Origin of the sequence: Micromonospora sp. NPDC049497, from assembly GCF_044465805.1 — a bacterium.
In the GTDB taxonomy this organism is placed as follows: Bacteria; Actinomycetota; Actinomycetes; order Mycobacteriales; family Micromonosporaceae; genus Micromonospora.
Window position 1 is genome coordinate 105,668 of record NZ_JBITMC010000013.1, and the last position, 23,921, is coordinate 129,588.

Sequence of the window (23,921 nt, forward strand, 5' to 3'; positions counted from 1 at the left end):
ACTTTCCTGCGCGCGCCCCGGCCCGTTCTCTACGGTCGACGGGTGGACGCTGAGCAGCGGTGGAGCCGGCCGGCGCGCCGGCACCGGCCGGTCCGCGCCGGCCTGGTGTTCGCCGGCGTGGGCGTGGCGCTGTGCTGCGTCGGGGTGGCCGGGCTGGGCGCCTGGAACGTGCAGGTGGTCACCCAGGCCAGTGGTCCGGTGCGGGAGACCGCCGACGGGTTCCTGCGGTCGGTGACCGTCGGCGACACCGACGGCGCGTACAAGCGGCTGTGCGCCGACGCCCGCAGCCGATGGAGCCCGATCGGGTTCACCAGTTGGATGCGCACCCCGCCGTTGGTCGACGACTACGAGATCGTCGACGTGTCCGTGGCGACCAGCCGGGGTCGCCCCGAGGGCACGGTGACGGTCCGGCTGACCCGCGACACCGGCGCCGTCGAGCAGCGGGAGCTGTCGGTGGTGAAGGAGGACGGCGGCTGGCGGGTCTGCGGCGACCCGTACTGATCAGGCGGGAACCGGCACGGTCTCCTCGGTCAGCCGGCCATCGCGCAGCACCAGCACCCGGTCGGCCAGCTCCACCAGCGTCGGGTCGTGCGTGGCCACCAGGGCGGTCATCCCCCGTGCGCGCACCAACGCCCGGAGCAGGTCCATCACCGCCCGGCCGGTCTCCGAGTCCAGCTGGCCGGTTGGCTCGTCGGCGATCAGCAGCGGCGGGTCGTTGGCCAGGGCCCGGGCGATGGCCACCCGCTGCTGCTGCCCGCCGGACATCTCGTACGGCCGCTGCGCCGCGTGCCCGCCCAGCCCGACCATCTCCAGCAGCACCGCGACCCGCTGCTCCCGCTCGGCGGCCGGCACCTTCGCCAGCCGCATCGGCACCCCCACGTTCTCCGCCGCGGACAGGATCGGAATCAGCCCGAAGGACTGGAACACGAACCCGATGGCGTCGCGGCGCAGGGCCAGCAGCTCCCGCTCACCGACCGCGGTGACCTCCCGCCCGGCGACGTGGATGTGCCCGGCGGTGGGCCTGTCCAGCCCGCCGATCAGGTTCAGCAGGGTCGTCTTGCCGGCGCCCGAGCGGCCCCGGACCGCCACCAGCTCACCGCGGCCGGCGGTGAACGACACCTCCCGTACGGCGTGCACCACCTGCCCGCCGGTGCGGTACTCGCGGCTGACGCCCTCGACACGTACCAGCTCGTCGCCCATCACTTCTCCTTCGCGTCCGCGCCGGGGCGCACCTGCACGTGGTCGGGCTCCAGCGTCAGCTTCACCCGGTCCCGCAGCTCCAGTGCGTCGACGAACGCCGACGGCAGCTGCATCCGGCCGGCGCGGTCCAGCACCGCGTACTCCTCGGTGACCAGCTCCTCGACGCCGTCGGCGCCGATGCGCGCCGAGCGGCGTACCTCGGAGGCGGTGCGGCCGTCGCGGATCGCGACGGTCCGTCGGACCTGCGAGGCGACCTGCGGATCGTGGGTGACCACCACGATGGTGACGCCCAGCTCGGCGTTGATCGCGCGCAGCGCCGCGAACACCTCACCGGCGGTGGCCTCGTCCAGCTCACCGGTCGGCTCGTCGGCGAAGAGCACCTCCGGGTCGTTGGCCACCGCCACGGCGATGGCGCAGCGCTGCTGCTCGCCGCCGCTCATCTGCCCCGGCCGCCGGTCGGCGCAGTACCCGACGCCGACCATCTCCAACAGCTCGACCGCGCGCCGACGCAGCCTGCGACCGCGCCGCCCGGCCAGCCGCATCGGCAGCTCGACGTTCTCCCGCGCCGACAGGTACGGCAGCAGGTTGCGGCCGGTCTGCTGCCAGACGAAGCCGACGGTGTGCCGCCGGTAGGCGAGCCGCTTGCGCGGGGACATGGTCAGCAGGTCGTAGCCGGCCACCCGGGCGATCCCGGCGGTCGGCACGTCCAGCCCGGACAGGATGTTGAGCACGGTGGACTTGCCGGACCCGGACGCGCCGACGATGGCCAGCAGCTCACCCTGGTCCACCACGAGGTCCAGGCCCTGCAACGCGACGACCTCCACCCCCTCGGTGGTGAAGATCCGCACCAGGCCGTCGCAGACGATGTGCCCGCGCAGCCGGTCGGTGCCGCCGGCCCGGGCGGCGGCCCGTTCCGCGGCCCGCCGTTGCAGGGTCGCCAGGTCCGGCGCGTTGTCGACGACCGTCATGCGTTCTCCTCTCCCACGCGGAGCACCTCACCGAGACGCATCCGCCGGTTCGCCAGATTCTCGACCGCCAGCCCGGCCAGCAAACCGACCACCACCAGGGCCAGCACCCCGGCGACGACCATCGGGTCCAGCTGGGCGCGGGGCGTCACCCCGGGCGTGAACGTGGACAGCCCGAGCGTGGTGCCGAGCAGGCGGGGCAGCGCCACGCCCACCGCGCCGCCGGCCAGGGCTGCGGCGCCGACCAGCGGCACCAGCTCGTACACCAGCAGCTGCCGGCCCTGCCCGCCGGACAGGCCCATGGTGCGCAGCCGCGACAGCACCCGCCCCCGGCCGCGGGCGTCGGCGACCACCGCGAAGCCCACCGCGAGCACGGCCAGCCCGGTGCCGCCGGCGGCGCCCACCACGAACGCCAGGGTGAGCACCTCGTTGACGCCGGTGCGTTCCAGGCCCTGCCGGCGCGCCTGCCACGTGTCCAGCGCGGCGGGCAGTTCCGGCTCCCGCACCTCGGAGCCCAGCACGGCGGACTGCCGCTCCCGCTGCGCGTCGTCGGCGACCCGCAGCAGCTCCGCCACGGCGATGTCCTCGCCGGCCAGCAGGAACCGGTTCGGGATCACCGGGGTGTCCGCGTACTCGGTGAGGGCCTGCCAGGGCAGCACGATGAACCGGCCCCCGTCCGGGCCCAGCCCGGGGAAGGTGTCGGCGACGCCGGCCACGGTGAACGGGAACAGCCGGTTCTGCACGTCCGCCGCACCGCCGGTGGGCAGGTCGGCGGCCACGTCGGGGGAGACCACCGCCGGCACCGGCCCGTCGCCGCGGGCGGCGGTGCGCAGCACGGCCGGCACGTCCACGTCGACGCCGCTGCGCCGCGCCACCTCGGCGAAGGCCCGGGCGTCGACCACCAGCACGCGGGCCTGCCCGAGTGTGCGGGCGCCCGCGGTGGTGCCGGAGAGCACCCGCCGGTTGCCATCGGTCCACACCCCGGCCACCGCGTCCACTCCGGCGACCCGGCCGAGCCGGTCGGCGGTGTCGGGCGTGAACGCGTACCCGGTCAGCCAGGCGTCGGCGGGCACGGACAGGTCGGTCGCCCGGTCGCGGGCCCGGTCGATGGTGGTGGTGACCACCGCGCTGAACACGCCGGTGCTGACCGCGACGATGAGCACGGCGAGCGGGCCGATGGTCACCGGGGCGCCACGCCCGGCCCGGGCCGCGCCGAGGAACAGCAGCGCCCCCCGCGCCCGGGCGGCCAGCCGGTCCAGCAGGCGCAGCGGCCACGGCAGCACCCGGAGCGCCACCAGCGCCACCGCGACGGCGAGCAGCACCGGCACCGACGCCAGGTACAGGTCGACCCCGTCGTCGGTGTCCAGGCCGCGACGACGCAGCAGCAGCACCCCGACCACGGCGGCGGCCACCACGGCGGCCTCGGCGGTCAGCCGGCGCGCCGACGGCCGGGCCCGGGTGAGGTCCTGCCGGTGGGCGACGAACGTGACGGTGCGCTGCTCGAGCATCCCCAGCACCGGTACCGCGACCGAGGTCAGCACCGCCAGCCCCAGCACCGCCCATCCGACGCCGCCGGCCCGACCCGGCACCCGCGTGCCGACCCACCAGCCGGCGAGCACCACGGCCGGCTGCACCAGCACCGTCTCGGCGAGCAGCCGCCGGCCGATGGTCGCCACCGACGCGCCCCGGGAGCGCAGCAGCGCCAGCTCCTCCCGGCGGCGCTGCACCGTCAGACCGGCCGCCAGCAGGATCAACCCGAACAGGCTGGCCAGCAGCCCGGCCTGCACCACGGCCACCAGGGCCTGCACCGAGGCGAGTTGCTCGGCGAAACCGGCCAGGGCGGTGTCCAGACCGGTCTGCACCACCGAGCCGGGCAGCCACTCGGTACGCCGGGCGTCGGCGACCGCCGTGGTCACCGCGTCCAGGTCGCCGGTGTTCAGCAGCCGCTCGTCGAAGCGGTGGCGCCAGCCGTACGTCACGGGGGTGGCGGTGCCCGCCGACACGGCCGCGACGCCGGGCGCGTCGGTGACCGCCACCGCGATGTACGGCTCCCCGTCGTCGGTGGGGACGAACGGCTCCAGCGCGTAGGTCAGGTCGTCCCAGACCGGGTCGCCGGCCTCTCGCGGTGCGAAGATCCCGCTGACCACCAGCGGTGCGCTGTTCCGGCCGGTCACCTCCAGCCGGCTGCCGGTGCGCAGCGCGAGCACCTCGGCGACCCGAACGGATACGGCGACCTGGGCGGGCTGTCCCGGCGCCGAGCGGGGCCAGGCACCCTCCCGCAGGTCCGCCGCCTCGGTCACCCCGCTCTGCGCGGACAGGCCGAACTGCTTGACCGCGCCGCCGTCCAGCGGCGGCTCCTGGCCGGAGGCGACGAGCCGGTCCGTGCCGATCGTCTGGGCGAACCAGCGCTGGTCGACCAGGCCGGGCAGCGGCTGCGGCAGGGCCCTGGCGAAACGGTCGAGCTCGCCGGGGCCGATGTCCTCGGCCGTGTCGGGGAACTGCTGCACCTCGATGGTGAGGTCGCGGGACAGGTGCGGCAGCGCCGCCACGTCGGCGCGCAGTCCCCGGTCGGCGTACTCGTGGGACAGGCGCGGCCCGGCCGTGAGGAGCACCGCCGCCACCAGGCCCAACACGGCCAGCAGGCCGGCGTGCCCGCCGAAGACACGGACCCGTCGTGCCGGCTCCCGTACCGGTGTGAGCCACCGGGCGACCGTGGCCCGCACCCGGCCGTCCTGCCGCATTCCCGCCCTCACCCTGCCCGCCTTTCGTTCGCGACTGCGGGGCTCGCAAGCTCACTCCTCGCGCTCACCCTGCCCGCCTTTCGTTCGCGGCTGCGGGGCTCGCAAGCTCACTCCTCGCCCTCACCGGTCCTCTCCGATCCGTAGCTGGGTGGCGGTCAGCCGCCGCCGCATGGTGGCCGACAGGCTGGCGCTGAAGGTCAGGGCCAGCAGCAGCAGACCCACGCAGGTGGCCGCCACCGGGCCCCAGTCGACGTGCAGCACCGGCTCCGGGGTGGGCCGGTCCGCCGACGGCGTCAGGATGACCAGCGGGGCCATGGTCGCGGCCACGCCGATGCCGACGACGAGCCCGACCAGCACGCCCAGGCCGGCGAGGAACGCCTGCTCGGCCAGCAGCGAGCGGGCCACCAGGCGGTGACCGGCGCCGAGGGTGTGCAGGACGGCAAGTTCGGTGGCCCGCCGCCGGGCGGTGGCGCTGACGTCGACGGCCACGCCGACGGCGGCCAACAGCACGGCGGCGAGCGCCGCGGCGAACAGCGCTCCGCGGGCGCCCACACCGAACGGGTCACCGGCCAGGTCGTCGGCGACGGCCAGCCGGTCGGACACGCTCAGTCCGCCCAGGGCCGCCGCCGCCGTGGCCGCCTGCTCGCGCTGCTGCGGCACCACCGACAGCCACCACTCCTGCGGGTCGCGCACGATGCCGTGGTCGTGGACCAGCCGGTTGCTCAACGACGGCAGGTCGGCCAGCAGCGCCGCGGGTTCGGTGCTGCCGGGCACGGAGTCCACGGTCCCGGTGATCCGCACGTCGACCTCCGCGCCGGCCAGGTACAGCCGGGTCCGGTCACCGACGTCGACCCGCAGCGCCGCCAACGCCTGCGGGGTGGCCACCAGGGGCACCGGGTCGTCGGCGGCGGGCCGCACGACGGCCAGTTGCACGGCGGTGCCGCGGAGGACGAAGCCGCTGTCCTCCTCCCGCGTGTACCGGACGGAGACGGTCGCGCCGGCGACCGCCGCCTCGGCGGTGGAGCCGGACCGGTCGGTCCATCGCCACCCGCCCGCGCCGAGGTCGACGGGCGCCCCGGCGGTGGCGTCGGCGCTGGTGCGCAGGTCCCGGACGAGCCAGTCGAGGATCATGCCGGGCCGGCCGACGCTGTCGACGGTGAACCCGGCCAGGCGGGCCGCTCCCGCGCCGGTGGGCAGGTCGACGGCGAAGCGCAGCGCCTCGCCGTCGCGGGTGGAGCCCAGCGCCAGCCGCCGGTGGCCGCCGTGTGGGTCGACGAGGACCGCGTACGTCTGCACGGTCACCGTGGAGTCGGCGTTCACGATGCGGGTCAGCAGTTCCCCGGTGAGCCGGCGGGCGTCGGCCGGCAGGTCGGTGACCGGGGCGGTGACGCGGCTCCCGGCGAGCATGCCGAACACGTCGCCGTCGGCCAGGTCCGGTCGTAGCCGCACCACCCCCTCGGCGGTGCGCGCGTCCAGGGCCACCAGGGAACCCGGGGTGGACACCGGTCCGAGCCGCAGTGCCTCCCGCCAGGTGGCCAGGGCGGCCCGGGTGGCCGGCAGTGCGGCGATCTGGTCGGTCCGCGCGGCGGGAGCGGAGCCGTTGGCCTCGGTGAGCCGCAGGTCCGCCCCGACCTGGTGTTCGGCCTGGTCGGTCAGGGAACGTTCGCTGGTGGCGGCGAGACACCAGGCCAGGGTGCCGACGGCGACGGCGAGGGCGAGCAGCAGCACGGGGCCGGCGTGCGGGCGGCGGCCGGCCTGCCAGGTGCCGAGGATCGTCGCCGTCCACGGCTTGCGGTCGACCCACCGTTCGGCCAGCCGGGTCAGCGGGGGCAGCAGCCGCAGGGCGAGTACCGCGCCGGCGAGCACCCCGATGGTGGGGGCGGCGGCCAACAGCGGGTCCACGTCCAGGGCGCCGGAGCGGCTACGGGACAGCGGTGACGAGTACTGCCGTAGCTGGTACCAGGCCAGCACCGCCAGCGCGACCAGCAGCACGTCGACGCCGGCGCGCTGCACCGCGCCGCGCCGGCTGGGCCGGGAGCGGGCGGCCTGGTCGGCGACGTAGCTGACGCCACGGCGCAGGCCGGGCGCGACCATCGCCAGGGTGCAGCCGGCCGCCGCGAGGCCCGCGACCAGCCACAGCGTGCCGTCCGGACCGTCGGGACGCAGCGACACCGCGGCCAGGGCGGGAACCCGGTCGGCGTACGTCAGCAGCTGCGTGGCCAGCGGCGGTGCGATCGCGGCGGCGGGCAGGACGACCAGCGCGGCCTCCCGGGCGGTGAGCCCGGCCAGTTGCCAGCGGCCGGCGCCCCGGGCGCGCAGCAGCGCGGTCTCGGCCCGGCGGTGCTCGGTGAGCAGGACGGCAACCAGCAGCAGCGCGTACCCGCCGAGCACCACCACCAGGAGCATCGGTGTGACCAGCGCGGACCGCCCGACCAGGGTGGCGCGTTGCAGGCGTTGGACCAGGTCGTCGAGGGTGGTGATGGCGGTGCCGGCGTCGCCGAGCCCGGCGGCGGCGGACGCACCGGAGGCGACCGCACCGGCGGTGTCGGCCAGCCGGTCCAGCGCCGTGCCGGTGGTGACCGCCGCCAGGTCAGGCTCGACGAGCCACCCGGCGGAGGCGTTGGTGCGGAAGTGGGTGCCGAAGTCGTCGCGGTGCACGGTCAGCGGCCCGTACGTGGCCGAGCCGGGCAGGGTGCCGGTGGCCACCTCGGGGGCGAGCCGCCAGTAGGTGTCGGCCGGATCGAGGGGCTGCCAGACGCCGACGACGCCGACCTGGGTGACCCGGCCGGTGAAGCCGTCGGTGACCGGAATGCGGTCGCCCACCCCGACGCCGAGGGTCGCGGCGACCGGCTCGGCGAGCGCGGTCTGCACCGGGGTGCGGCCCGGCTGGGGCCACGCGCCGGCGGTGAGTCGGGCGTGCGCGGCCAGGTCGTCGAGGAACACCACGGAGGCGTAGGTGGCGCCGCCGGCGTCGGGGACGGCGCTGCCGGTGTCACCGCGCAGTTGCCGCCCGGCGGCGTAGCCGGCGGCGGTGACCTGCGCGTCGAGGCCGGACAGGCCGGCGGCGACGTGGGCCCGCAGGGCGGTGTCCCGCTCGCGCAGCGTCTCGTCGGAGCCACCGGCGGGACCGCGCACGAGGATCGAGCGTTCCTCGGGGGTGGCGGCGGCGAGCACGCTGGTGGTGCCGGAGACGACGACGTCGTCGTTGTACGCGCTGAGCCCGGTCAGCGCGGCGGTCGCGACCAGCGTCGCCCCGGCCGCCGCGAGGAGCAGTCCCTTCGCCCCCCGGGCGCGTCGTAACGCGAGCCTCATGTGGTGGTGTCTCCCCGTGCCCGTGGGCGACCGGCGCCGCTCGCCGTCGTCGTCGCGTGGGGAAGGGGTCAGGCCCGCCGAAAGGTTCGCGCCGTGATCGAATCGTGTCCAACCGGCCGGGCGGCACCCCGCGTTTACCGGCGCGGGCCCAGCTCCCCGGCACGGTAGTGGCGGCGGCACAGCACCTGGTAGCGCACCTCGGCGGTGTCGACGGTGTCGCCGATGACGACCTGGGCGCCCTCGCGCACCACCTGCCCGCCGACGACCCGGGCGTTGAGCAGTCCCTCGCGGCCGCACCAGCACAGCACCTCGACCTGGATGCGGGCGACGGTGTCGGCCAACTCGAACAGGCGCTGCACGGCGGGGAACAGGCAGGACCGGAAGTCGGTGGCGAGGCCGAACGCGTACACGTCCACGTCGTAGCTGTCGACCAGCTCGGCCATCTGCTCGACGTGGTCGACGCTGTAGAAGCTGGCCTCGTCGCAGATCAGGTAGTCGACCCGGACGCCCTCGGCCCAGGTGTCGCGGACCAGGGCGCGCAGGTCCAGGTCGTCGGTGACCTCGACGGCCTCGTGGGCCAGCCCGATGCGGGTCGTGACCTGCGGGCCCAGCGACCGGTCGATGCGGGTGGTCACCAGGCCACGGCGGCCCTGCCGCGAGTGGTTGTGGTTCATCTGCAACGCCATGGTGGACTTGCCGCAGTCCATCGGACCCCAGAAGAACTTCAGCGCCGCCGCGTGCAGCGGACGCCCGTCCACGCCACGCGCCGCGGCGCACCCGCCGGGGCTGTCGTCGGGGCCGGGAAGCGGACGCGCGAGGCAGGTCGGAGAGGTGGCGTGGTCGGTCACGGTCGGGCAGCCTAACCCATCGACCGCCCAGGTCCTGCGGGCGTGCGGCGCCCTCAGAGCACCCGGGGCGGGGTGTTGCCGGCGGCGACGATGGCCCGGCGCATGGGCACGGCAAGCAGCAGGACGAACCCGACCACGAAGAAGATCAGCAGTGAGACCAGGCCCACCCGGTAGGAGTTGGTGAGCTGGAACACCAGGCCGAACGCGAGCGGACCGAGCCAGCTGGTGCCCTTGTCGCTGATCTCGTAGAAGCCGTAGTACTCGCCCTCCCGGCCGGCGGGGATGAGCTGGCTGAACAGCGACCGGCTCAGCGCCTGGCTGCCGCCGAGGACCAGGCCGATCGCCGCGCCGAGGACCATGAACGGCACCGGCGCCTCGGCGGGCAGCCGGAACGCGGCGAGGATCACCCCGGTCCACAGCACGAGGCTCAGCAGCACCGTCTTCCAGGCGCCGATGCGCCGGGCGAGCGCCCCCAGCAGCAGCGCCCCGCCGAAGGCCAGGAACTGCACCAGCAGGATGGTGACGATCAGCGTGGACTGCCCCAGCCGCAGCTCCTCGGTGCCGTACTGGCTGGCCAGGGCGATGACGGTCTGGATGCCGTCGTTGTAGACGAGGAACGCCAGCAGGAAGTACAGCGTCAGCGGGTACGCCTTCATCTGCCGCAGGGTGCGGCCGAGCTGCCGGAATCCGTCGGTGAGCACGTTCCCGCCGCCGCGGGCGGCGGCGAGCGCCTCCGCGGTGGGGTGCTCGCGGAGCCAGCGCAGCGGCACCAGGGTGAACACCGCCCACCACAGACCGGCCGACACGATCGACCAGCGGGCCAGGTCCAGGGTGCGCTGGTCGTTGCCCTCCTCGCCGAGCATGGTGACCGCCACCAGGTTCAGCGCGAGCAGCAGGCCGCCGCCGAGGTAGCCCAGCGCCCAGCCGCGGCTGGAGATGCCGTCGCGGTCGTCGGGACCGCCGAGCTGCGGCAGGAAGGAGTTGTAGACGACCACGCCCGCGCCGAAGGCGATGTTGGCGACCATGAACAGCGCCCCGCCGAGCAGGTAGCGGTCGCCGGTGACGAAGAGCATCCCGACGGTGGCGGCGGCGCCGGTGAACGCGGCGGCGGCCAGCAGCCGCTTCTTGTGCGCCGTCCGGTCGGCGACCGCGCCGATGACCGGTAGCACGAACACGGTGAGGAACACCGACAGCGAGACCAGGTACGGGAAGTACGACCCGGCGGCGATCTTGACGCCCAGCGGGTACACGTACCCGGAGCAGGTGTCCGCGCCCAGCTCGCAGCCGGCGGCCAGCTCGGTGACGGTGGTGAGGAACGGGCCCAGGAAGACGGTGATCACCGTGGTGGAGAAGGCCGACATCGCCCAGTCGTAGAAGTACCAGCCGGTGCGCTCGCGGCGGGTGCTCGACGGGGAGGGGGTGTCGTCCACCGCCGGGGTGACGGTTGCGGCCATCGCGGGTCCTTCTCGGGGCGGGTCAGGCGGCCCAGTGGCCGCGGCTGCGGTAGACGTCGCGCAGCACGCCGACGTGATCGGTCATGATGCCATCCACGCCGAGGTCGAGTAACTCGTGCATCTCGGCAGGTTCGTCGATCGTCCAGACATGCACCTGCAGGCCGATGCGGTGGCAGTGCGCGATCAATCGTCGGTCGACCACCGGCACCCGCCCGTAGCGGACCGGCACCTGCGCGGCCACCACCGACGGCGGCAGCCGCAGCGGCCGGCCGGTCAGCGACGCCATCCGCAGCCGGGCCACCCCGCGCATGCCGAGACTGGTGGCGACGCGGCCCGCGGTGAGGGCGCGCAGCCGGGCCAGCCGGGCGTCGCTGAACGAGGCGAGCAGCACCCGGTCACCGGCGGCGACCCGCTCGACGGTGGCCACGGCCGGCTCGACCCCCCGGTCGGCCTTGACGTCGATGTTGAACCGCACCTGCGGCCACGCGCCGAGGACCTCGTCGAGGCGGGGCACCACGGCGGCGCCGCCGACGCGGACGCTGGCCAGGTCCGCCCACCGCAGGTCGGCGATGCGTCCCCGCTCGCCGGTGACCCGGCGCAGGGTGGCGTCGTGGAACACGACGGCCACCCCGTCGGTGGTGGCGTGCACGTCGGTCTCGACGTACCGGTAGCCCAGGCCGATCGCCCGCGCGAAGGCGGCGGTGGTGTTCTCGTCGCCGTCGGCGGCGCCGCCGCGGTGGGCGAACGCCAGCGGCGCGGGCGCGTCGAGGTAGGGGTGCGGGGCGGTCAGCACGCGAGGCAGTATGCCGGGGTCGGATGGCTGCCGCATGACCGGCCGGCGGCGGGTACGCGGCACCGCAGATCACCGGCTTCGTTCGGTAACTGCCGCATGTCGGACAGTAGCGATCCCTTCGGTGGCCGCCGCCCCGATGATGGGCCCATGATCTCCTGGACATCACCCGGAGCAGGCGGACAACCGCCGACGGCCCCCGGTCCGCTGACGGTGCGGGCGCTGGATCCCCTGCCACCCCGGGTCGCGGTGCCGGCCCCGCAGCCGCGTCGGCCCCTGCCGCGGGTCGCCGCCGCGGTCGTCGTCGTGGTTCTGGTCGCCGGCAGCCCGTGGGGGTACGAGGCGATCACCGAATGGCGCTACGGCCTGCCGAGCGCCGACGGGCTCGGTGCCGTCCTCACCAGCCTCGTCGAGATGATGATCTTCGGGTTGACGTGGCTGCGGTGGCAGGCGCGGATCACCGACGACGGCGGCGGGTACTGGCTGGTGGAGAACGCGAAGGTGCTGGTGTTCGTCCTGGCCACGGTGTGGCTGCTGCGCCGCCTGGCCGCCGCCGGTCCGGCGCCGTCGCGAACGTACCGGGTGCTCGCGACCCTCGGCGCCCCCCTGGCCGGCGCCGCCGCCGCGACCGCCGTCGCCGTCCTGCTGCTGAAGCTGCTCGTCTCCGACGCCGCCCTCGACTCCTCGGGATACCTGCGCTCCCTGCTGGCCGGCGGGATGTACGCCGGTGCCGTGCTGGGTGCCCCGCTGGCACTGGTGGCCGCGCTGCGACCGACGACATCCACGGGCGGCGACGCCCCCACGATCGGAGACCGGACGTGAGCGCGATGCCTCAGCAGAGCGTGGCGCCGGAGCAGGGCACGCTCGGGCGGTCGCGGGCGGTCAGCGAGGCCACCCGCTACCTGTCCGCGGCCGCGTACACCGACGAGGCCTTCGCCGAGCGGGCGCTGGCCGCGGTGCTCGACGACGACCTGCGCGCGGTCGCCCCGTCGGTGGGTTTCGACGCCGCGTCGGTGCTCCGCCAGTGCCTTCGCGCTCGGCGACGCCGGCGGCGGCGGGACGCTTGGCTGCTGATCGCCGGTGGCGCCGCGGTGGTGCTCTCGCCGCTGTGGACGCTGCTGGCCGGCGCGGCGATGATGCTGGGCACGAGACTGGCCCCGTTCCGGCCGACCCGGTACGGGCCGCTCGGGCCGCTGGCGGCGTTGGTGTCGACGGCGCTGATCTCGGTGCTGCTGCTGGTTCAGCTGCAGGGTGCCGCGACCGGCGACGGGGAGACCGGCCTGCCCGGGTGGCTGGTCGGCCGGCCGGTGCTGGCCCTGCCGTTCGGCGTGGCGGGGTACGTGGTGGTCGTGGCTCACCTGTGGGGCACCCGGCGGCTGCTGGTCGGCCGGTTGCGCCGTGGCCGGTTCCGCGCGCCCGACGCGTCCCACGACGGCCGGTACGCGGCCCGCCTGGCCGCGGTCGAGGAGGCCCAGCGGGGCAACGTGACCGTGTACAGCGGATACGTGCCCTTCGTCGGGCACGGCACCCCGGTCGCCGGCTGGTCGTTCGCGCTTCCCCTGGTGCCGGCCGGGCACGGCACGCTCCTGTCCGGCGCGGCACCGCGTACCGGCACGTCGGGGCAGCCGGCGCCGTTCGCGGTGCTGGACCTGATCGACCACGTGCGGTCCCGCCTGGCGGCGGTCGGGCTCGACGGACCGGACTCAGACCGGCTGCCGGAGCTGGTGCTGGAGGACCGGATCTTCGTGGGCGGGCGGCTGCTGACCGACGACGCGCGGGTGCTGCCCGACCGGGAGCGGATGCCCCGACAGTGCTGGACCGACGACGAGGTACGCCAGGTGGCGGGCCGCCCGCAGGGCGCGGCCCGGCACTACCTGTGCGCCCTGGTGCCGTCCTGGGGCGCGGAGGTCGTGGCCGGCACCTTTCTGCACTTCTCCACCGACGGCCGGGTCCTCTACCTGGAGTGCGCCCGCACCCTGCTGGAACCGCCGCGCTGGGCGTACCACGACGTGGACCGGCTGACGGAGTGGGTCCCGGCCAGCCAGGGCGCGCAACTGCTCGCCACCGGTGCCGAGATGCTGCTGCGCACGGCGGCGGGCGCGCCGCTGCGGCTGATCGCCGACGCCACCCGTGTCCTGCGGTACGACCGGCGGCGGGCGCGGGCGAGGCGGCTGGCCCGGGAGGACCTGGGCCACGACTACGGTGCCCGGGTCGGGGTGCGGGAACTGGCGACCGGCAGCGGCTACCACAACTACTTCCAGGTGCTGGACGCCGCCAAGCACCTGAAGGTCGTCGAGCGGCACGTGCTGGCCGCCATCGTGGACTTCCTGGACGAGCGCGGGGTGGACACCGCCGAGTTCCGTTCGCGGCAGACGATGATCCTGAACCAGGGTGTCATCCAGACCGGTGGGCTCAGTGTCGTGGGCAACCAGGCGGTGGGTGCGGGGGCGCATGCGGAGCAGCGCGGCGAACCGGTGCCGGCGCCACGAGGCGGCCGGTCCGGCGCGGAGTGAGGGAGCGGCATGTCCGAGATCAACTATGGGATCCAGCAGACCGGTGGAACCAGCCAGGTCGGCAACCAGGCGGTCGGTCCCGGGGCGTACGCGGTCGGGGGCGGCCTGCACGCGACGGCGCCGCCGGCGGTCGACGTGGCCGCCCTGGTGCGGCAGTTGGTGGAGGTCGTCGAGCGGCATCGGGCCGACCTGCCGGGGCCGGCCGTGGCGGTCGCGGCGCAGGTGCGTGACGAACTGTCCCGCCCGGACGCGCAGCCGGGCCGCGCGGCGGCTCTGCTGCACCAACTCGCCGCGCTGGCCGCACCGGTGGCGCCGGTGGCGGCGGTGGTGACCGAGGTGATCCGGGCGGTACAGGCCGCCTGAGCGCTGGGCGCCGGTTCCACCCGGCCGCATCGGTGTTCCGGGCGGACGGGTCGGGGTTCAGGCGCGCCGCCGGTGGGCGCGGCTGAGGTCGACCGGCCGGCCGGGGTCGACGTGCCGGGGTCGCTCGGGTTCGTCGGAGCGCAGCGGCACCAGGTTGTCGGTGATCGCGTCGATGATCCGGTCGGTGGCCCGGCGGGCGGTGCCGGGCGCGCCGTACGTGAGGTCGGCCAGGTCGACGGGCGCACCGAAGCGCACCCGGACCACCGGCCGGCGCAGCATCGACCGGGCGACGCCGCGCAGCAGCCCCTTCGGTGCCCGGTAGGGCAGCACCTCGTGGGAGCCCCACTGGGCGACGGGGATGACCGGCGCGTCGCAGTGCAGGGCGAGGCGGGCGGTCCCGGTCTTGCCCCGCTCGGGCCAGAGCCCGGGGTCCAGGCCGATGCGGCCCTCGGGGTACACGAGGATCACCGACCCGTGGCCGACGGCGGTGGCGGCGTCGTCGAGGGCGCGCCCGGCGGCGGCGGTGCCCCGGTCGACGCGGATGTGTCCGGCGCGGCGCATCGCGGTCCCGACGACCGGGGCGCGGAACAGCCCGCCGGTGGCCATGATCCGCGGGGAGACGCCCACGGCGCGGCAGGCGGCGGCCAGCACCACCGGGTCGAACGGGCTGATGTGGTTGGCGGCCAGCACCAGGGGACCCCGGCGCAGCGACGCCGGTACCTCCCCGGTGACCTCCAGCCGGGCCACGGCACCGACCAGGGCGCGGGCCAGCAGTTGCGCGGCCCGCCAGATCAGCGGCGGCTGCCATCCGGAGTGTTCGGTGTCCATCAGCGGGACATGCTCGCACGGTTGGGGCCGGTCGCGGGGGAAGGGGCGGAACTTCTCCTGCCGAGTGGCCCGGGGGTGATCAGGGTCATTGGTCCCGGGCCGGTTCGGGACCCCTGCCCCTGCCCATTCCTCTACGACGAGCAGTAGTATTTACTACGTCTTGTAGTATGCGCAGCTGGGGGTATCAGGTGGACGCGTTGGACGTCGCCCGCTGGCAGTTCGGTGTCACCACCGTCTACCACTTTCTCTTCGTGCCGCTGACCATCGGCCTGTCCGTGCTGGTCGCCATCCTCCAGACCCTGTGGCACCGCACCGGCAACGAGAAGTACCTCAAGCTCACCCGGTTCTACGGCAAGCTCTTCCTGATCAACTTCGCGATGGGCGTGGTCACCGGCATCGTGCAGGAGTTCCAGTTCGGCATGAACTGGAGCGACTACTCCCGCTTCGTCGGCGACATCTTCGGCGCACCCCTGGCCATCGAGGCGCTCGTCGCGTTCTTTCTCGAATCCACCTTCATCGGCCTGTGGATCTTCGGCTGGGACCGGCTGCCCCCGCGCCTGCACCTGGCCAGCATCTGGGCCGCGGCGATCGGCACGAACCTGTCCGCCTACTTCATCCTCGCCGCGAACTCGTTCATGCAGAACCCGGTCGGCTACCGCATCAACCCCGACACCGGCCGCGCCGAACTGACCGACTTCGTCGCCGTGCTCACCAACAAGGTCGCCCTCATCACCTTCCCGCACACCATCGCCGGCGCGTTCCTCGTCGCCGGCTCGCTGCTGGTGGCCGTGGCCGTGTGGCACCTGATCCGCAACCGCGACTCCGCCGACACCCCGGCCTACCGGTTCGCCGCGAAGTTCGGCTCGTGGGTGACCCTGATCGCCGCCTTCGCCGTGGTCGTCACCGGCGACATCCAGGGCAAGATCATGACCCAGGTGCAGCCGATGAAGATGGCCGCCGCCGAGGGCCTGTACTCCACCGAGAGCCCCGCGTCGTTCTCCCTGCTCACCGTCGGCAGCCTCGACGGCTCCCGTGAGCTGTTCGCCATCAAGATCCCGTACCTGCTGTCGTACCTGGGCACCGGCGACCCCGAGGGCACCGTCCAGGGCATCAACGACCTCCAGGCGCAGTACGCCAGCCAGTACGGCGCCGGCAGCTACACCCCGATCATCCCGGTCACCTACTGGAGCTTCCGGTTCATGATCGCCTTCGGTCTCGCCGCCGCCGCGATCGCCCTGCTCGTGCTCTGGACCCACCGCAAGGGTCGCACCCCCACCAGCCGGTGGCTGCTGCGCGCCGGCCTGGTCATGCCGGTCCTGCCCCTGCTCGCCAACTCCTTCGGCTGGATCTTCACCGAGATGGGCCGCCAGCCGTGGATCGTCTTCGGCGAGATGCTCACCCGCGACGGCGTCTCCCGCAGCGTCTCGATGACCGAGGTCCTCACCTCCTTCACCGCGTTCACGCTGATCTACGCCACCCTCGCCGTGGTCGAGTTCAAGCTGCTCGTCCGCTACGCCAGGGCCGGCGTACCCGACGTCACCCCGGCGCCCGAACCCGACGACACCGACGACGACGCCGAGCGTCCGCTCGCCTTCGCCTACTGAGACCGGAGCATCCCGTGGAACTGACGACCATCTGGTTTCTCCTCGTCGCCGTTCTCTTCACCGGCTACTTCATCCTCGAGGGCTTCGACTTCGGCGTCGGCATGCTGCTGCCCGTCCTCGGCCGCGACGACCGCGAACGCCGGGTCCTGATCAACACCATCGGCCCCGTCTGGGACGGCAACGAGGTGTGGCTGATCACCGCCGGCGGCGCCATGTTCGCCGCCTTCCCCGAGTGGTACGCCACCCTGTTCTCCGGCTTCTACCTGCCGCTGCTGCTGATCCTGCTCGCGCTGATCGCCCGCGGCGTCGCCTTCGAGTACCGCCACAAGCGCCCCGAGGCGGCCTGGAAGCGCCGCTGGGACGCCGCGATCTTCTGGGGATCGCTGCTGCCGGCGGTCCTGTGGGGGGTGGCGTTCGCCAACATCCTGCGCGGCGTACCCCTGGACGCCGACCACGAGTACGTCGGCGGCCTGCTGAACCTGCTCAACCCGTACGCCCTGCTCGGTGGTGCGACCACCCTGGCCCTGTTCCTCACCCACGGCGCGGTGTTCATCGCGCTCAAGACCGTCGGCGACGTCCGCGAGCGCGCCAGTGCGCTCGCGGTGCGCCTCGGCGTGGCCACCGCCGTGCTCGCGGTGGCGTTCCTGTCCTGGACGCTGACCATCCGCTCCAGCGCGGCCGCCGTCGTGTTCGCCGTCGGCGCGGCGCTGGCGCTGCTCGGTGGTCTCGCCGCCGCTCGCGTACGCCGGGAGGGCTGGGCCTTCACCGGCACGGCCGTGGCCATCGGGCTGGCCGTGGCGACCCTGTTCGCGGCCCTGTTCCCGAACGTCCTGCCCTCGACGCTGGACGCCGCCGGCACGCTGACCGCCACCAACGCCGCCTCCACGCCCTACACCCTGAAGATCATGACCTGGGTGGCGGTGGTGTTCACCCCGATCGTGCTGGCCTACCAGGGCTGGACGTACTGGGTGTTCCGCAAGCGCATCGGCGTCGCGCACATCCCGCAGCACTGACCGGCCCGAGGACGGGGGCCGGTGCGACCGCCCGCCCGCACCGGCCCCCGGGTGGGCGGCTACGCCGCCGCCAGGTCGGCGTCGGCCCGCCGGGTCACGAGATCCAGTACCCGGGCCGCGGCCGCCACGACCCCGCCGCCGCACGCGGTCGCTGACCGTCATCCCCCCACCGAGCCGAAGGTCGGCGCACCGGCGTTGTCGTAGGTCAGCAATCATCACGCCGGTGCCCGGCGCGCTCGCCGTGCGGCACTGCACAGCCCGCGCGCACCGTATTCCTCGCCGGGAGGGACGGCCCGCGTTCGCCACCGCTCACTACCGCCCGGACGAAGGAGCGGACGGGTGGTCCGTTTCGGCGGGACAGGCCGACCGAACCATCCGATTGAGCGCGGGACCCTCTGCCACCCGTTGGGCGGGCAACCGGAATGCCGCCCGTTGGTTATCCTTCCCGCCATCACCCCCACGGCTCGTGAGGATTCCGCATGCCCGTAGCGGCTGCCGAAGCAGTAGAACGCACCTCGTCGGCCCCCCCGCCTCGCCGGCGGGGGTGGATTCCACGCTGGCGGCACCTGCCCCTCGCCGCCCTGCTCGGCGCCTACCTGGCCGCGCGGGTCCGGATCCTGACCGGGTTCACCGTCTTCACCTCGCCCGACGCCGGCTCGTACGCAGCCCGGTCGGGCAACCCGATAGAAACGCTGTCGTTCACCGGCCACGCACCGCGACCGTGGGGCGTACCGCTGCTGTACGCGATGGTCGACACCGACCCGGCCCGCGTGGTGCTGCAGTGGACGATCAGCACACTGGCCTGGTCCCTGCTGGTCTGCGCCTGCTGGTTGCTGTTGCGCTCCCTGCCGGTGCGGGTCTTCGCCGCCGCCGCGCTGATCTGCCTGGCCCTGAGCCGGTCGGTCTACCCGTGGGACCACGCCATCCTCTCCGAGTCGCTGTCGATCAGCCTCGGCATCGCGGCGCTGGCGCTGCTGGCGATCTGGGTCAGGACCCGCTCACGGGTGGCGATAACAGCGCTGGTCCTGGTGGCGTTCTGGTGGACCTTCACCCGACAGGACGTGCTGCCCTACGTCCTGCTGCTGGTCGTCGTGCTGGCCGGTTACGTCCTGCTCCGCCGGTACCGCTGGGCCGCGGCCACCGCCACGGTGGTCCTGCTCGGCGGCCTGGCCTGGCAAGCGGCGATCGTGCCGACCGTGGACCACAGCTACCGGTCCTGGGGGACCGGCGTGAGCCTGTCCGAGGCGACGTTCCTGTACCGACTGCGCTTCCAGGTCCTCAACGATCCGCAGGTGAAGTCCGCCTACCAGCAGGAGTTCGGAATGCCCCGCTGTGAACGGGCGGAGTTGCTTGCCAAGGGGAGGTCCGGGGCGATGGGCGAGTTCATCGTCGCCTATCGCGACTGCCCGGCGTTGATGGACTGGGTGCAACGGGAGAAGGGGTCGGTCGGCTACCGGTACGCCCTGGCCCACCCGAAGCATTACGCCGACACGGTGCTGAAGCTGCTGCCGACCTCGCTGGGTGGCACAGTCCGGTACGCCAAACCGGTGCCGGGCGTGCCGACCTTCCCGGAACGGGTCTTCTTCCCGCAGCCGGACCGGGTGCTGCCGCAGGCCGGTCTGATCTTCCTGGTGACGTTAGGCGCCGGCCTGCTGGCCCGGGCGTTCCGAGGCGCCCGCTTGCTCGCGGTGGCCGGCACACTCGTCGTCCTGGCGAGCATGGGCAGCGCGGTGGCCGGCACGATGTACTCGGCCGGCGAGTACAGCCGCTTCGGCATCCAGGAGGCGGTGCTGCTGCGGGTCGGGCTGGTCCTCCTGGCGGCCGCCGCGATTCAGGCCGTCGTGGCGTCGGTCACCGACCGGGTCGCCGCGTTGCGCCGCCGGCGCGCGCCCGCCGCCACGCCCGCGCCCGGCGAGGCACCGGCGGCTTCCGAGGCGCCGGCGGCCACCGACCTGGCACGGGACGAACCGGCTTTTGCCCAAGGTCCCAGGCCCCACCGGCGGCGCTGACCGGCCATGCGCCGGCACTCTGATCAGCGCCGCCGGTGGCAGATCAGTGCGCCTCGCGCAGCTCCGCCAGGCGCGCCTCGATCTCGGCCAGCTCGGCGCGCAGCTTCTCCGCCTGCTGCTCCGCCTCCGCCCGCTCCGCGGCCATGATCTGCTCCACCGCCTCGTGCACCCCCGGCACGTCCACCAGCGCCACCATCCGCAACGCCTCGGCCGGCTTCACCACGTACGGCTTCGCCAGGGCCTTGCTGCCCTGCTGCGCCGCCACCGTCCACTCACCCTCGGCGTACGCCAGCGTCACCGTCAGACCCGCCGGGCCCTTCGGCTTCGCGGCCTTCACCGGACGCCGCGCCGGCTTCGGCTCCACCTGCTGTTCCACCTTCGGCTCATCCCGGCGCGGCGCCGGCACCCGGGGCGTGTCCAGCACGAACTCCGGCGTCGCCGGCTTCGGTTCCGGTTCCGGTTCCGGCTCCTCGGCCTTCGGCTCCGCCGCCCGGCGCCCGGCGCCCCGCGGCGCGATCGCCACGTCGGCGGGGGAGAAGGGCAACTCGTCGCGCCCGAACCGCACCACCACGTACTCGTCGGACACCGCCGGGTCGGTCAGCTCCACCACCTGACCCACCTGCCCGGCGACCTGCCCGGCCGAGGAGGTGAACACCACCTTCGGCTTGCGTCCCGCCGCCAGCGCCTCCCGGATACCGGCGACGTCTTCCGTGGACAAACCCTGGCCCGCCATCACAGCCCTCTTCCGTACACGTGTCTGATTGCTGCCTTGATACCAGCCGACCCCGACACCCGGAAGATCAACCCCCCAGCGCCCGCAACGCCCGGTCCGCGTGCTCGTTCATGCTCACCTCGGAGTGGATGACGTCGACGACCCGCGAGTCCGTGCCGATCACGAACGTCACCCGCTTCGTGCTCAACGGACCCAACGGCAACCGCCGCCGTACGCCGAGCCGAGACGCCACCGCACCGTCGACATCCGACAGCAGCGGATAGTCGAAGCCGTGCAGCCGGGAGAACTCCGCCTGCTTCGCCACCGGGTCCCGGCTGATGCCCACCCGCTGCGCGCCCACCGCCGCGAACTCCGCCGCCAGGTCCCGGAAGTGGCAGCTCTCCGCCGTGCACCCCCGCGTCATCGCCGCCGGGTAGAAGAACAACACGACCGGACCCGACGCCAGGAACTCCGACAACCGCCGCGGACGGCCCGTCTCGTCCGGCAGCTCGAAGTCCTCCACCACGTCGCCCGCACCAACCACCACGCCACCTCCACCTCGACACCGACGGCGCGAGCCTAGGCGATCAGCCCCACACCGCCGAGACCTCCTCGGCCACCGCGTGCGCCTGCGCCCGACCGGCCCGCGCCGCGCCCGCCCGGCGCGCCGGATCCAGCACGTTGCGGCCGATCGCGGTCCGCGCCGCCGCGTCCGGCGCCACCACCGCCACCTGCGACCCCGCCGCCTGCAGCGCGGCCACCTGCGCCGACAACCGCGGCATCGGCCCGAACGCGGCCGACATCGGCGCCAGCACCACCACCGCCCGCGCCTGCGCCGCGAGGTCCGCGTTCACCGCCGAGCGCATCCCCCCGTCCATGAACCGTCGCCCACCGATCGTCACCGGCGGCCACACCACCGGGACCGCGCAACTCGCCCCCACCGCGTCCACCAACGACACCCCCGAGGACGCCTCGAACACCACGAACTCGCCGGACGCCACGTCCACCGCGGTCACCAGCAACCGCCGCGAGGGCCATTCCCGCACCGGCAACCGGGCCTCGATCACCGCCCGCCGCGACGCCTCCGACGGCGTACGCGCCGTCACCGCCATCGCGCCGATCCGCGCCCGTGCCCGCGCCCCGTCCCGGGTGAGCCCACCCGCCCAGAGCAGCCGCGCCAGTACCGGCCACCCCAACCGGGCCGCCACCTCACCGCCGGGGTCGCGTAGCTGCGCCGCGTACAGGTCCTCCACCGGCGCCCCGGAACACACCTGGGCGCCCACCACCGACCCCGCCGACGTGCCCACCACCAGGTCGGCGCCCAGCAGATCCACACCCCGCTCCGCCAGCCCGGCCAGCAGCCCCAGCTCCCAGGCCACCCCGGTCACCCCGCCCCCACCGAGCACCAACGCCCGTGCCATGGACCACTCCCATCTCCCGCCCGACCTGCCGGCCACGGTAACGTCGCGGCCAGCACGGGGGACAGGGGGAACACATTGGCACAGGTCACCGTCGTCACCGGCGGCAGTCGCGGCATCGGCGCGGCCACCGCCCGCCGCCTCGCCCGCGTCGGCCACCACGTCGCCATCGGCTACCGCCGCGACCGCGCCGCCGCCGAGTCCGTCCTGGCCGAGCTGCGCACCACCGGCGTACGCGCCGTCGCCGTCGCCACCGACACCCGCGATCCCGAGCAGGTCGTGCGCCTCTTCGACGCCGCCGCCGCCCTCGGGCAGATCACCGGTCTGGTCAACAACGCCGGCGTCACCAGCCCCATCGGTGCCTTCGTCGACCTCGACCCCGCCGACCTGCGCCACGTCGTCGACGTCAACCTCGTCGGCTACGTCCTCTGCGCCCAACAGGCCGCCCGCCGCATGACCACCGGCGCGGCCATCGTCAACGTCTCCTCCGCCGCGGCCACCCTCGGCAGCCCGGGGGAGTACATCCACTACGCCGCCGTCAAGGCCGCCACCGACACCCTCACCACCGGCCTGGCCAAGGAACTCGCGCCCCGCGGCATCCGCGTCAACGCCGTCGCCCCCGGCGTCATCCGCACCGACATCCACGCCCTGTCCGGGCAACCCGACCGCCCCGACCGCTCCGCCGGCCGCATCCCGCTGGGCCGCGCCGGCGAACCCGACGAGGTCGCCGGCGCCATCGCCTGGCTGCTCGGTCCCGACGCGAGCTACACCACCGGAGCCGTCCTGCGCATCGCCGGAGGTCTGTAGACATGGGAGTCTTCGGCGAGGTCGCCGACCTGTACGACGACGTCCGCCCCGGCTATCCCGCCGACCTCGCCGGCGCCGTCCGGGACTACCACGGGGGCACACCGACCGGCGTCGTGGAGATCGGCGCCGGCACCGGCAAGGGCACCGAGCTGCTGCTGCACCTCGGTGCCCCGGTCACCTGCCTGGAACCCGACCCCCGGATGGCGGCCGTGCTCGCCGCCCGCCACCCCGGTGTCCGCGTCCTCGGCGTCACCTTCGAGCAGTGGCGGCCACCGGACGGTGGCGTGCCCCTGCTCGCCGCCGCCCTCTCCTGGCACTGGCTCGACCCCGCCATCCGCAACCGGCACGCCCACGGCGCGCTCACCCCCGGCGGCACCCTCGCCATCCTCGGCCACACCTACGGCTACGCCGACCCCGAGCACGGCCGGGCCCTCGACGCCGTCTTCCGCACCGCCGACCCCACCGCACCCCGCCGCCGGCCCGACTGGTTCCACGACGACATCGCCGGCAGCGGCCTGTTCACCGACGTCACCGCCACGACACGGCTCCGCGACGTCCCCTTCACCACCGACCGCTACCTGGACCTGGTCCGCACCTTCGGCGGCCCCTTCCGCCGCCGCACACTCGACGAGCAGACCCGCGGCCTGACCGCGTTGCGCCGCACCGTCGACGGCTTCGGCGGCAGGGTGGTCGTCCGGCTGCACACCACCCTGGTCCTCGCGCGCCGCCCCGGCCGGGCCGGGGACGACACCGATCTCACCCGGACGTGAAGACCTCGTCCAGGCCGTCCTCGCCCCACCGGTCCAGGTCCGGCGCACGCCGCAGCCCCGCCCGCGCCGCCACCCACGCCGACGCCACGTTCGCCGGCCGCACCCGCGCCACCACCGGTCGCCCGGGCACCGTCCGCGTCGCCCACGACACCACCGCCGTCGCCGCCTCCGTGGCCAGCCCGGCACCCCACACCGCCGGGTCGAGCCGGTAGAACAGGTTCAGCACCTCGACCTCGTCCCACCGCACCACCTTCACCCCGCAGAACCCCAGCGCCGCCCGCTGCGGGTCGCGGCGCGGGCGCACCGTCCAGTACCCGAAGCCGTACGCCCGCCAGTGCGCGTCCCACGCGCGGTACCGGTCCTCGGCCTCGGCCACGTCGGTCAGCAGGTCCGATGGGTTGTGCGCGCAGGCCCGCCGGTCGGTGTGCAGGGCGTGGATCCGCGCGACGTCGGCGGGCGTCGGGCGGCGCAGCGACAGTCGTGCCGTGACCATCTCCTCGGCGGACAGGGCCGTCATGCCGACGATTCTCCGGCCACGGGCGACGCCGCGAGGGGTGACCTGTCCGAACCGTTG

General features: G+C 74.4%; 21 protein-coding genes. 9 read left to right on the forward strand and 12 right to left on the reverse strand.

All coding sequences use genetic code 11. The features are described 5' to 3' along the window. The first annotated feature begins 42 nt into the window (after positions 1 to 42). Entirely contained in the window at positions 43 to 501 is a 459-nt protein-coding gene (locus ACIBR0_RS19030) for a hypothetical protein (protein WP_357040420.1), read from the forward strand. On the opposite strand, the gene ACIBR0_RS19035 is transcribed toward ACIBR0_RS19030, so the two are convergent. The 7 genes from ACIBR0_RS19035 to ACIBR0_RS19065 form a co-directional block, all read right to left on the reverse strand. Continuing rightward, a complete protein-coding gene (locus ACIBR0_RS19035) occupies positions 502 to 1,200 on the reverse strand; it encodes an ABC transporter ATP-binding protein (RefSeq protein ID WP_357040423.1) in 699 nt (232 codons plus the stop codon). Further along, a complete protein-coding gene (locus ACIBR0_RS19040) occupies positions 1,200 to 2,168 on the reverse strand; it encodes an ABC transporter ATP-binding protein (RefSeq protein WP_396717254.1) in 969 nt (322 codons plus the stop codon). The genes ACIBR0_RS19035 and ACIBR0_RS19040 overlap by 1 nt, the downstream gene beginning before the upstream one ends. Continuing rightward, positions 2,165 to 4,918: an ABC transporter permease gene (locus ACIBR0_RS19045; protein WP_396717256.1), complete on the reverse strand. Its 2,754-nt coding sequence runs from the start codon at positions 4,916 to 4,918 to the stop codon at positions 2,165 to 2,167. Before ACIBR0_RS19045 ends, ACIBR0_RS19040 begins: the two co-directional genes overlap by 4 nt. Positions 4,919 to 5,026: 108 nt before the next feature. After that, positions 5,027 to 8,218, reverse strand: a complete 3,192-nt coding sequence (locus tag ACIBR0_RS19050; protein WP_396717258.1) for an FtsX-like permease family protein — start codon at positions 8,216 to 8,218, stop codon at positions 5,027 to 5,029. A gap of 134 nt (positions 8,219 to 8,352) precedes the next feature. After that, a complete protein-coding gene (locus ACIBR0_RS19055) occupies positions 8,353 to 9,066 on the reverse strand; it encodes a thymidine kinase (RefSeq protein WP_396717260.1) in 714 nt (237 codons plus the stop codon). Between the two features lie 53 nt (positions 9,067 to 9,119). Then, positions 9,120 to 10,520: an MFS transporter gene (locus ACIBR0_RS19060; protein ID WP_396717262.1), complete on the reverse strand. Its 1,401-nt coding sequence runs from the start codon at positions 10,518 to 10,520 to the stop codon at positions 9,120 to 9,122. Between the two features lie 22 nt (positions 10,521 to 10,542). After that, on the reverse strand, positions 10,543 to 11,313 hold the full coding sequence (locus ACIBR0_RS19065; RefSeq protein ID WP_396717264.1) for a glycerophosphodiester phosphodiesterase: 771 nt from the start codon (positions 11,311 to 11,313) through the stop codon (positions 10,543 to 10,545). 147 nt (positions 11,314 to 11,460) lie between these two features. Between ACIBR0_RS19065 and ACIBR0_RS19070 the strand changes: the two genes are divergently transcribed. The 3 genes from ACIBR0_RS19070 to ACIBR0_RS19080 are packed head-to-tail and all read left to right on the forward strand — an operon-like array spanning position 11,461 to position 14,186. Then, positions 11,461 to 12,132 carry a hypothetical protein gene (locus ACIBR0_RS19070; RefSeq protein WP_396717266.1) on the forward strand — a complete coding sequence of 224 codons (672 nt, stop codon included), beginning with the start codon at positions 11,461 to 11,463 and terminating at the stop codon, positions 12,130 to 12,132. Further along, positions 12,129 to 13,823 carry a hypothetical protein gene (locus ACIBR0_RS19075; protein ID WP_396717268.1) on the forward strand — a complete coding sequence of 565 codons (1,695 nt, stop codon included), beginning with the start codon at positions 12,129 to 12,131 and terminating at the stop codon, positions 13,821 to 13,823. The genes ACIBR0_RS19070 and ACIBR0_RS19075 overlap by 4 nt, the downstream gene beginning before the upstream one ends. 9 nt (positions 13,824 to 13,832) lie before the next feature. Further along, positions 13,833 to 14,186 (forward strand): hypothetical protein, encoded by a 354-nt coding sequence (locus ACIBR0_RS19080; RefSeq protein ID WP_396717270.1) that lies wholly within the window; start codon positions 13,833 to 13,835, stop codon positions 14,184 to 14,186. A 57-nt stretch (positions 14,187 to 14,243) separates the two neighbouring features. Here ACIBR0_RS19080 and ACIBR0_RS19085 read toward each other — a convergent pair whose 3' ends face one another. Further along, complete coding sequence (locus ACIBR0_RS19085; RefSeq protein ID WP_396717272.1) at positions 14,244 to 15,014, reverse strand: lysophospholipid acyltransferase family protein; 771 nt, start codon at positions 15,012 to 15,014, stop codon at positions 14,244 to 14,246. Between the two features lie 188 nt (positions 15,015 to 15,202). Here ACIBR0_RS19085 and ACIBR0_RS19090 point away from each other — a divergent pair, with 188 nt between their 5' ends. From ACIBR0_RS19090 to ACIBR0_RS19100, 3 genes are all read left to right on the forward strand, one after another. Further along, positions 15,203 to 16,618 carry a cytochrome ubiquinol oxidase subunit I gene (locus ACIBR0_RS19090; RefSeq protein WP_396717415.1) on the forward strand — a complete coding sequence of 472 codons (1,416 nt, stop codon included), beginning with the start codon at positions 15,203 to 15,205 and terminating at the stop codon, positions 16,616 to 16,618. 14 nt (positions 16,619 to 16,632) lie between these two features. After that, a complete protein-coding gene (gene cydB, locus ACIBR0_RS19095; RefSeq protein WP_396717274.1) occupies positions 16,633 to 17,631 on the forward strand; it encodes a cytochrome d ubiquinol oxidase subunit II in 999 nt (332 codons plus the stop codon). Between the two features lie 479 nt (positions 17,632 to 18,110). Beyond that, on the forward strand, positions 18,111 to 19,640 hold the full coding sequence (locus tag ACIBR0_RS19100; protein ID WP_396717276.1) for a hypothetical protein: 1,530 nt from the start codon (positions 18,111 to 18,113) through the stop codon (positions 19,638 to 19,640). Positions 19,641 to 19,683: 43 nt separating this feature from the next. Here ACIBR0_RS19100 and ACIBR0_RS19105 read toward each other — a convergent pair whose 3' ends face one another. The 3 genes from ACIBR0_RS19105 to ACIBR0_RS19115 form a co-directional block, all read right to left on the reverse strand. Continuing rightward, positions 19,684 to 20,373, reverse strand: coding sequence for a hypothetical protein (locus ACIBR0_RS19105; protein ID WP_396717278.1), 690 nt, complete (start codon positions 20,371 to 20,373; stop codon positions 19,684 to 19,686). Positions 20,374 to 20,440: 67 nt separating this feature from the next. Continuing rightward, positions 20,441 to 20,899 carry a peroxiredoxin gene (locus tag ACIBR0_RS19110; protein ID WP_396717280.1) on the reverse strand — a complete coding sequence of 153 codons (459 nt, stop codon included), beginning with the start codon at positions 20,897 to 20,899 and terminating at the stop codon, positions 20,441 to 20,443. Between the two features lie 40 nt (positions 20,900 to 20,939). After that, entirely contained in the window at positions 20,940 to 21,773 is an 834-nt protein-coding gene (locus ACIBR0_RS19115) for a patatin-like phospholipase family protein (RefSeq protein WP_396717282.1), read from the reverse strand. 75 nt (positions 21,774 to 21,848) lie between these two features. On the opposite strand from ACIBR0_RS19115, the gene ACIBR0_RS19120 reads away from it, so the two are divergent. Both ACIBR0_RS19120 and ACIBR0_RS19125 read left to right on the forward strand, forming a co-directional pair. After that, the gene (locus ACIBR0_RS19120; protein WP_396717284.1) at positions 21,849 to 22,577 is read left to right on the forward strand and encodes an SDR family oxidoreductase; all 729 of its coding nucleotides are present in this window, start codon (positions 21,849 to 21,851) and stop codon (positions 22,575 to 22,577) included. 2 nt (positions 22,578 to 22,579) lie between these two features. Then, positions 22,580 to 23,347 carry a class I SAM-dependent methyltransferase gene (locus ACIBR0_RS19125; protein ID WP_396717286.1) on the forward strand — a complete coding sequence of 256 codons (768 nt, stop codon included), beginning with the start codon at positions 22,580 to 22,582 and terminating at the stop codon, positions 23,345 to 23,347. On the opposite strand, the gene ACIBR0_RS19130 is transcribed toward ACIBR0_RS19125, so the two are convergent. Next, entirely contained in the window at positions 23,334 to 23,864 is a 531-nt protein-coding gene (locus ACIBR0_RS19130; RefSeq protein WP_396717288.1) for a GNAT family N-acetyltransferase, read from the reverse strand. The genes ACIBR0_RS19125 and ACIBR0_RS19130 overlap by 14 nt on opposite strands. Positions 23,865 to 23,921: the final 57 nt, after the last annotated feature.

Bases quoted from the DNA above. Each gene is read 5' to 3' on its own strand.
- ACIBR0_RS19035 (WP_357040423.1), bottom strand. From the start codon at position 1,200: ATGGGCGACGAGCTGGTACGTGTCGAGGGCGTCAGCCGCGAGTACCGC.
- ACIBR0_RS19040 (WP_396717254.1), bottom strand. From the start codon at position 2,168: ATGACGGTCGTCGACAACGCGCCGGACCTGGCGACCCTGCAACGGCGG.
- ACIBR0_RS19050 (WP_396717258.1), bottom strand. From the start codon at position 8,218: ATGAGGCTCGCGTTACGACGCGCCCGGGGGGCGAAGGGACTGCTCCTC.
- ACIBR0_RS19060 (WP_396717262.1), bottom strand. From the start codon at position 10,520: ATGGCCGCAACCGTCACCCCGGCGGTGGACGACACCCCCTCCCCGTCG.
- ACIBR0_RS19070 (WP_396717266.1), top strand. From the start codon at position 11,461: ATGATCTCCTGGACATCACCCGGAGCAGGCGGACAACCGCCGACGGCC.
- ACIBR0_RS19080 (WP_396717270.1), top strand. From the start codon at position 13,833: ATGTCCGAGATCAACTATGGGATCCAGCAGACCGGTGGAACCAGCCAG.
- ACIBR0_RS19085 (WP_396717272.1), bottom strand. From the start codon at position 15,014: ATGGACACCGAACACTCCGGATGGCAGCCGCCGCTGATCTGGCGGGCC.
- ACIBR0_RS19100 (WP_396717276.1), top strand. From the start codon at position 18,111: ATGCCCGTAGCGGCTGCCGAAGCAGTAGAACGCACCTCGTCGGCCCCC.
- ACIBR0_RS19105 (WP_396717278.1), bottom strand. From the start codon at position 20,373: ATGGCGGGCCAGGGTTTGTCCACGGAAGACGTCGCCGGTATCCGGGAG.
- ACIBR0_RS19115 (WP_396717282.1), bottom strand. From the start codon at position 21,773: ATGGCACGGGCGTTGGTGCTCGGTGGGGGCGGGGTGACCGGGGTGGCC.
- ACIBR0_RS19125 (WP_396717286.1), top strand. From the start codon at position 22,580: ATGGGAGTCTTCGGCGAGGTCGCCGACCTGTACGACGACGTCCGCCCC.
- ACIBR0_RS19130 (WP_396717288.1), bottom strand. From the start codon at position 23,864: ATGACGGCCCTGTCCGCCGAGGAGATGGTCACGGCACGACTGTCGCTG.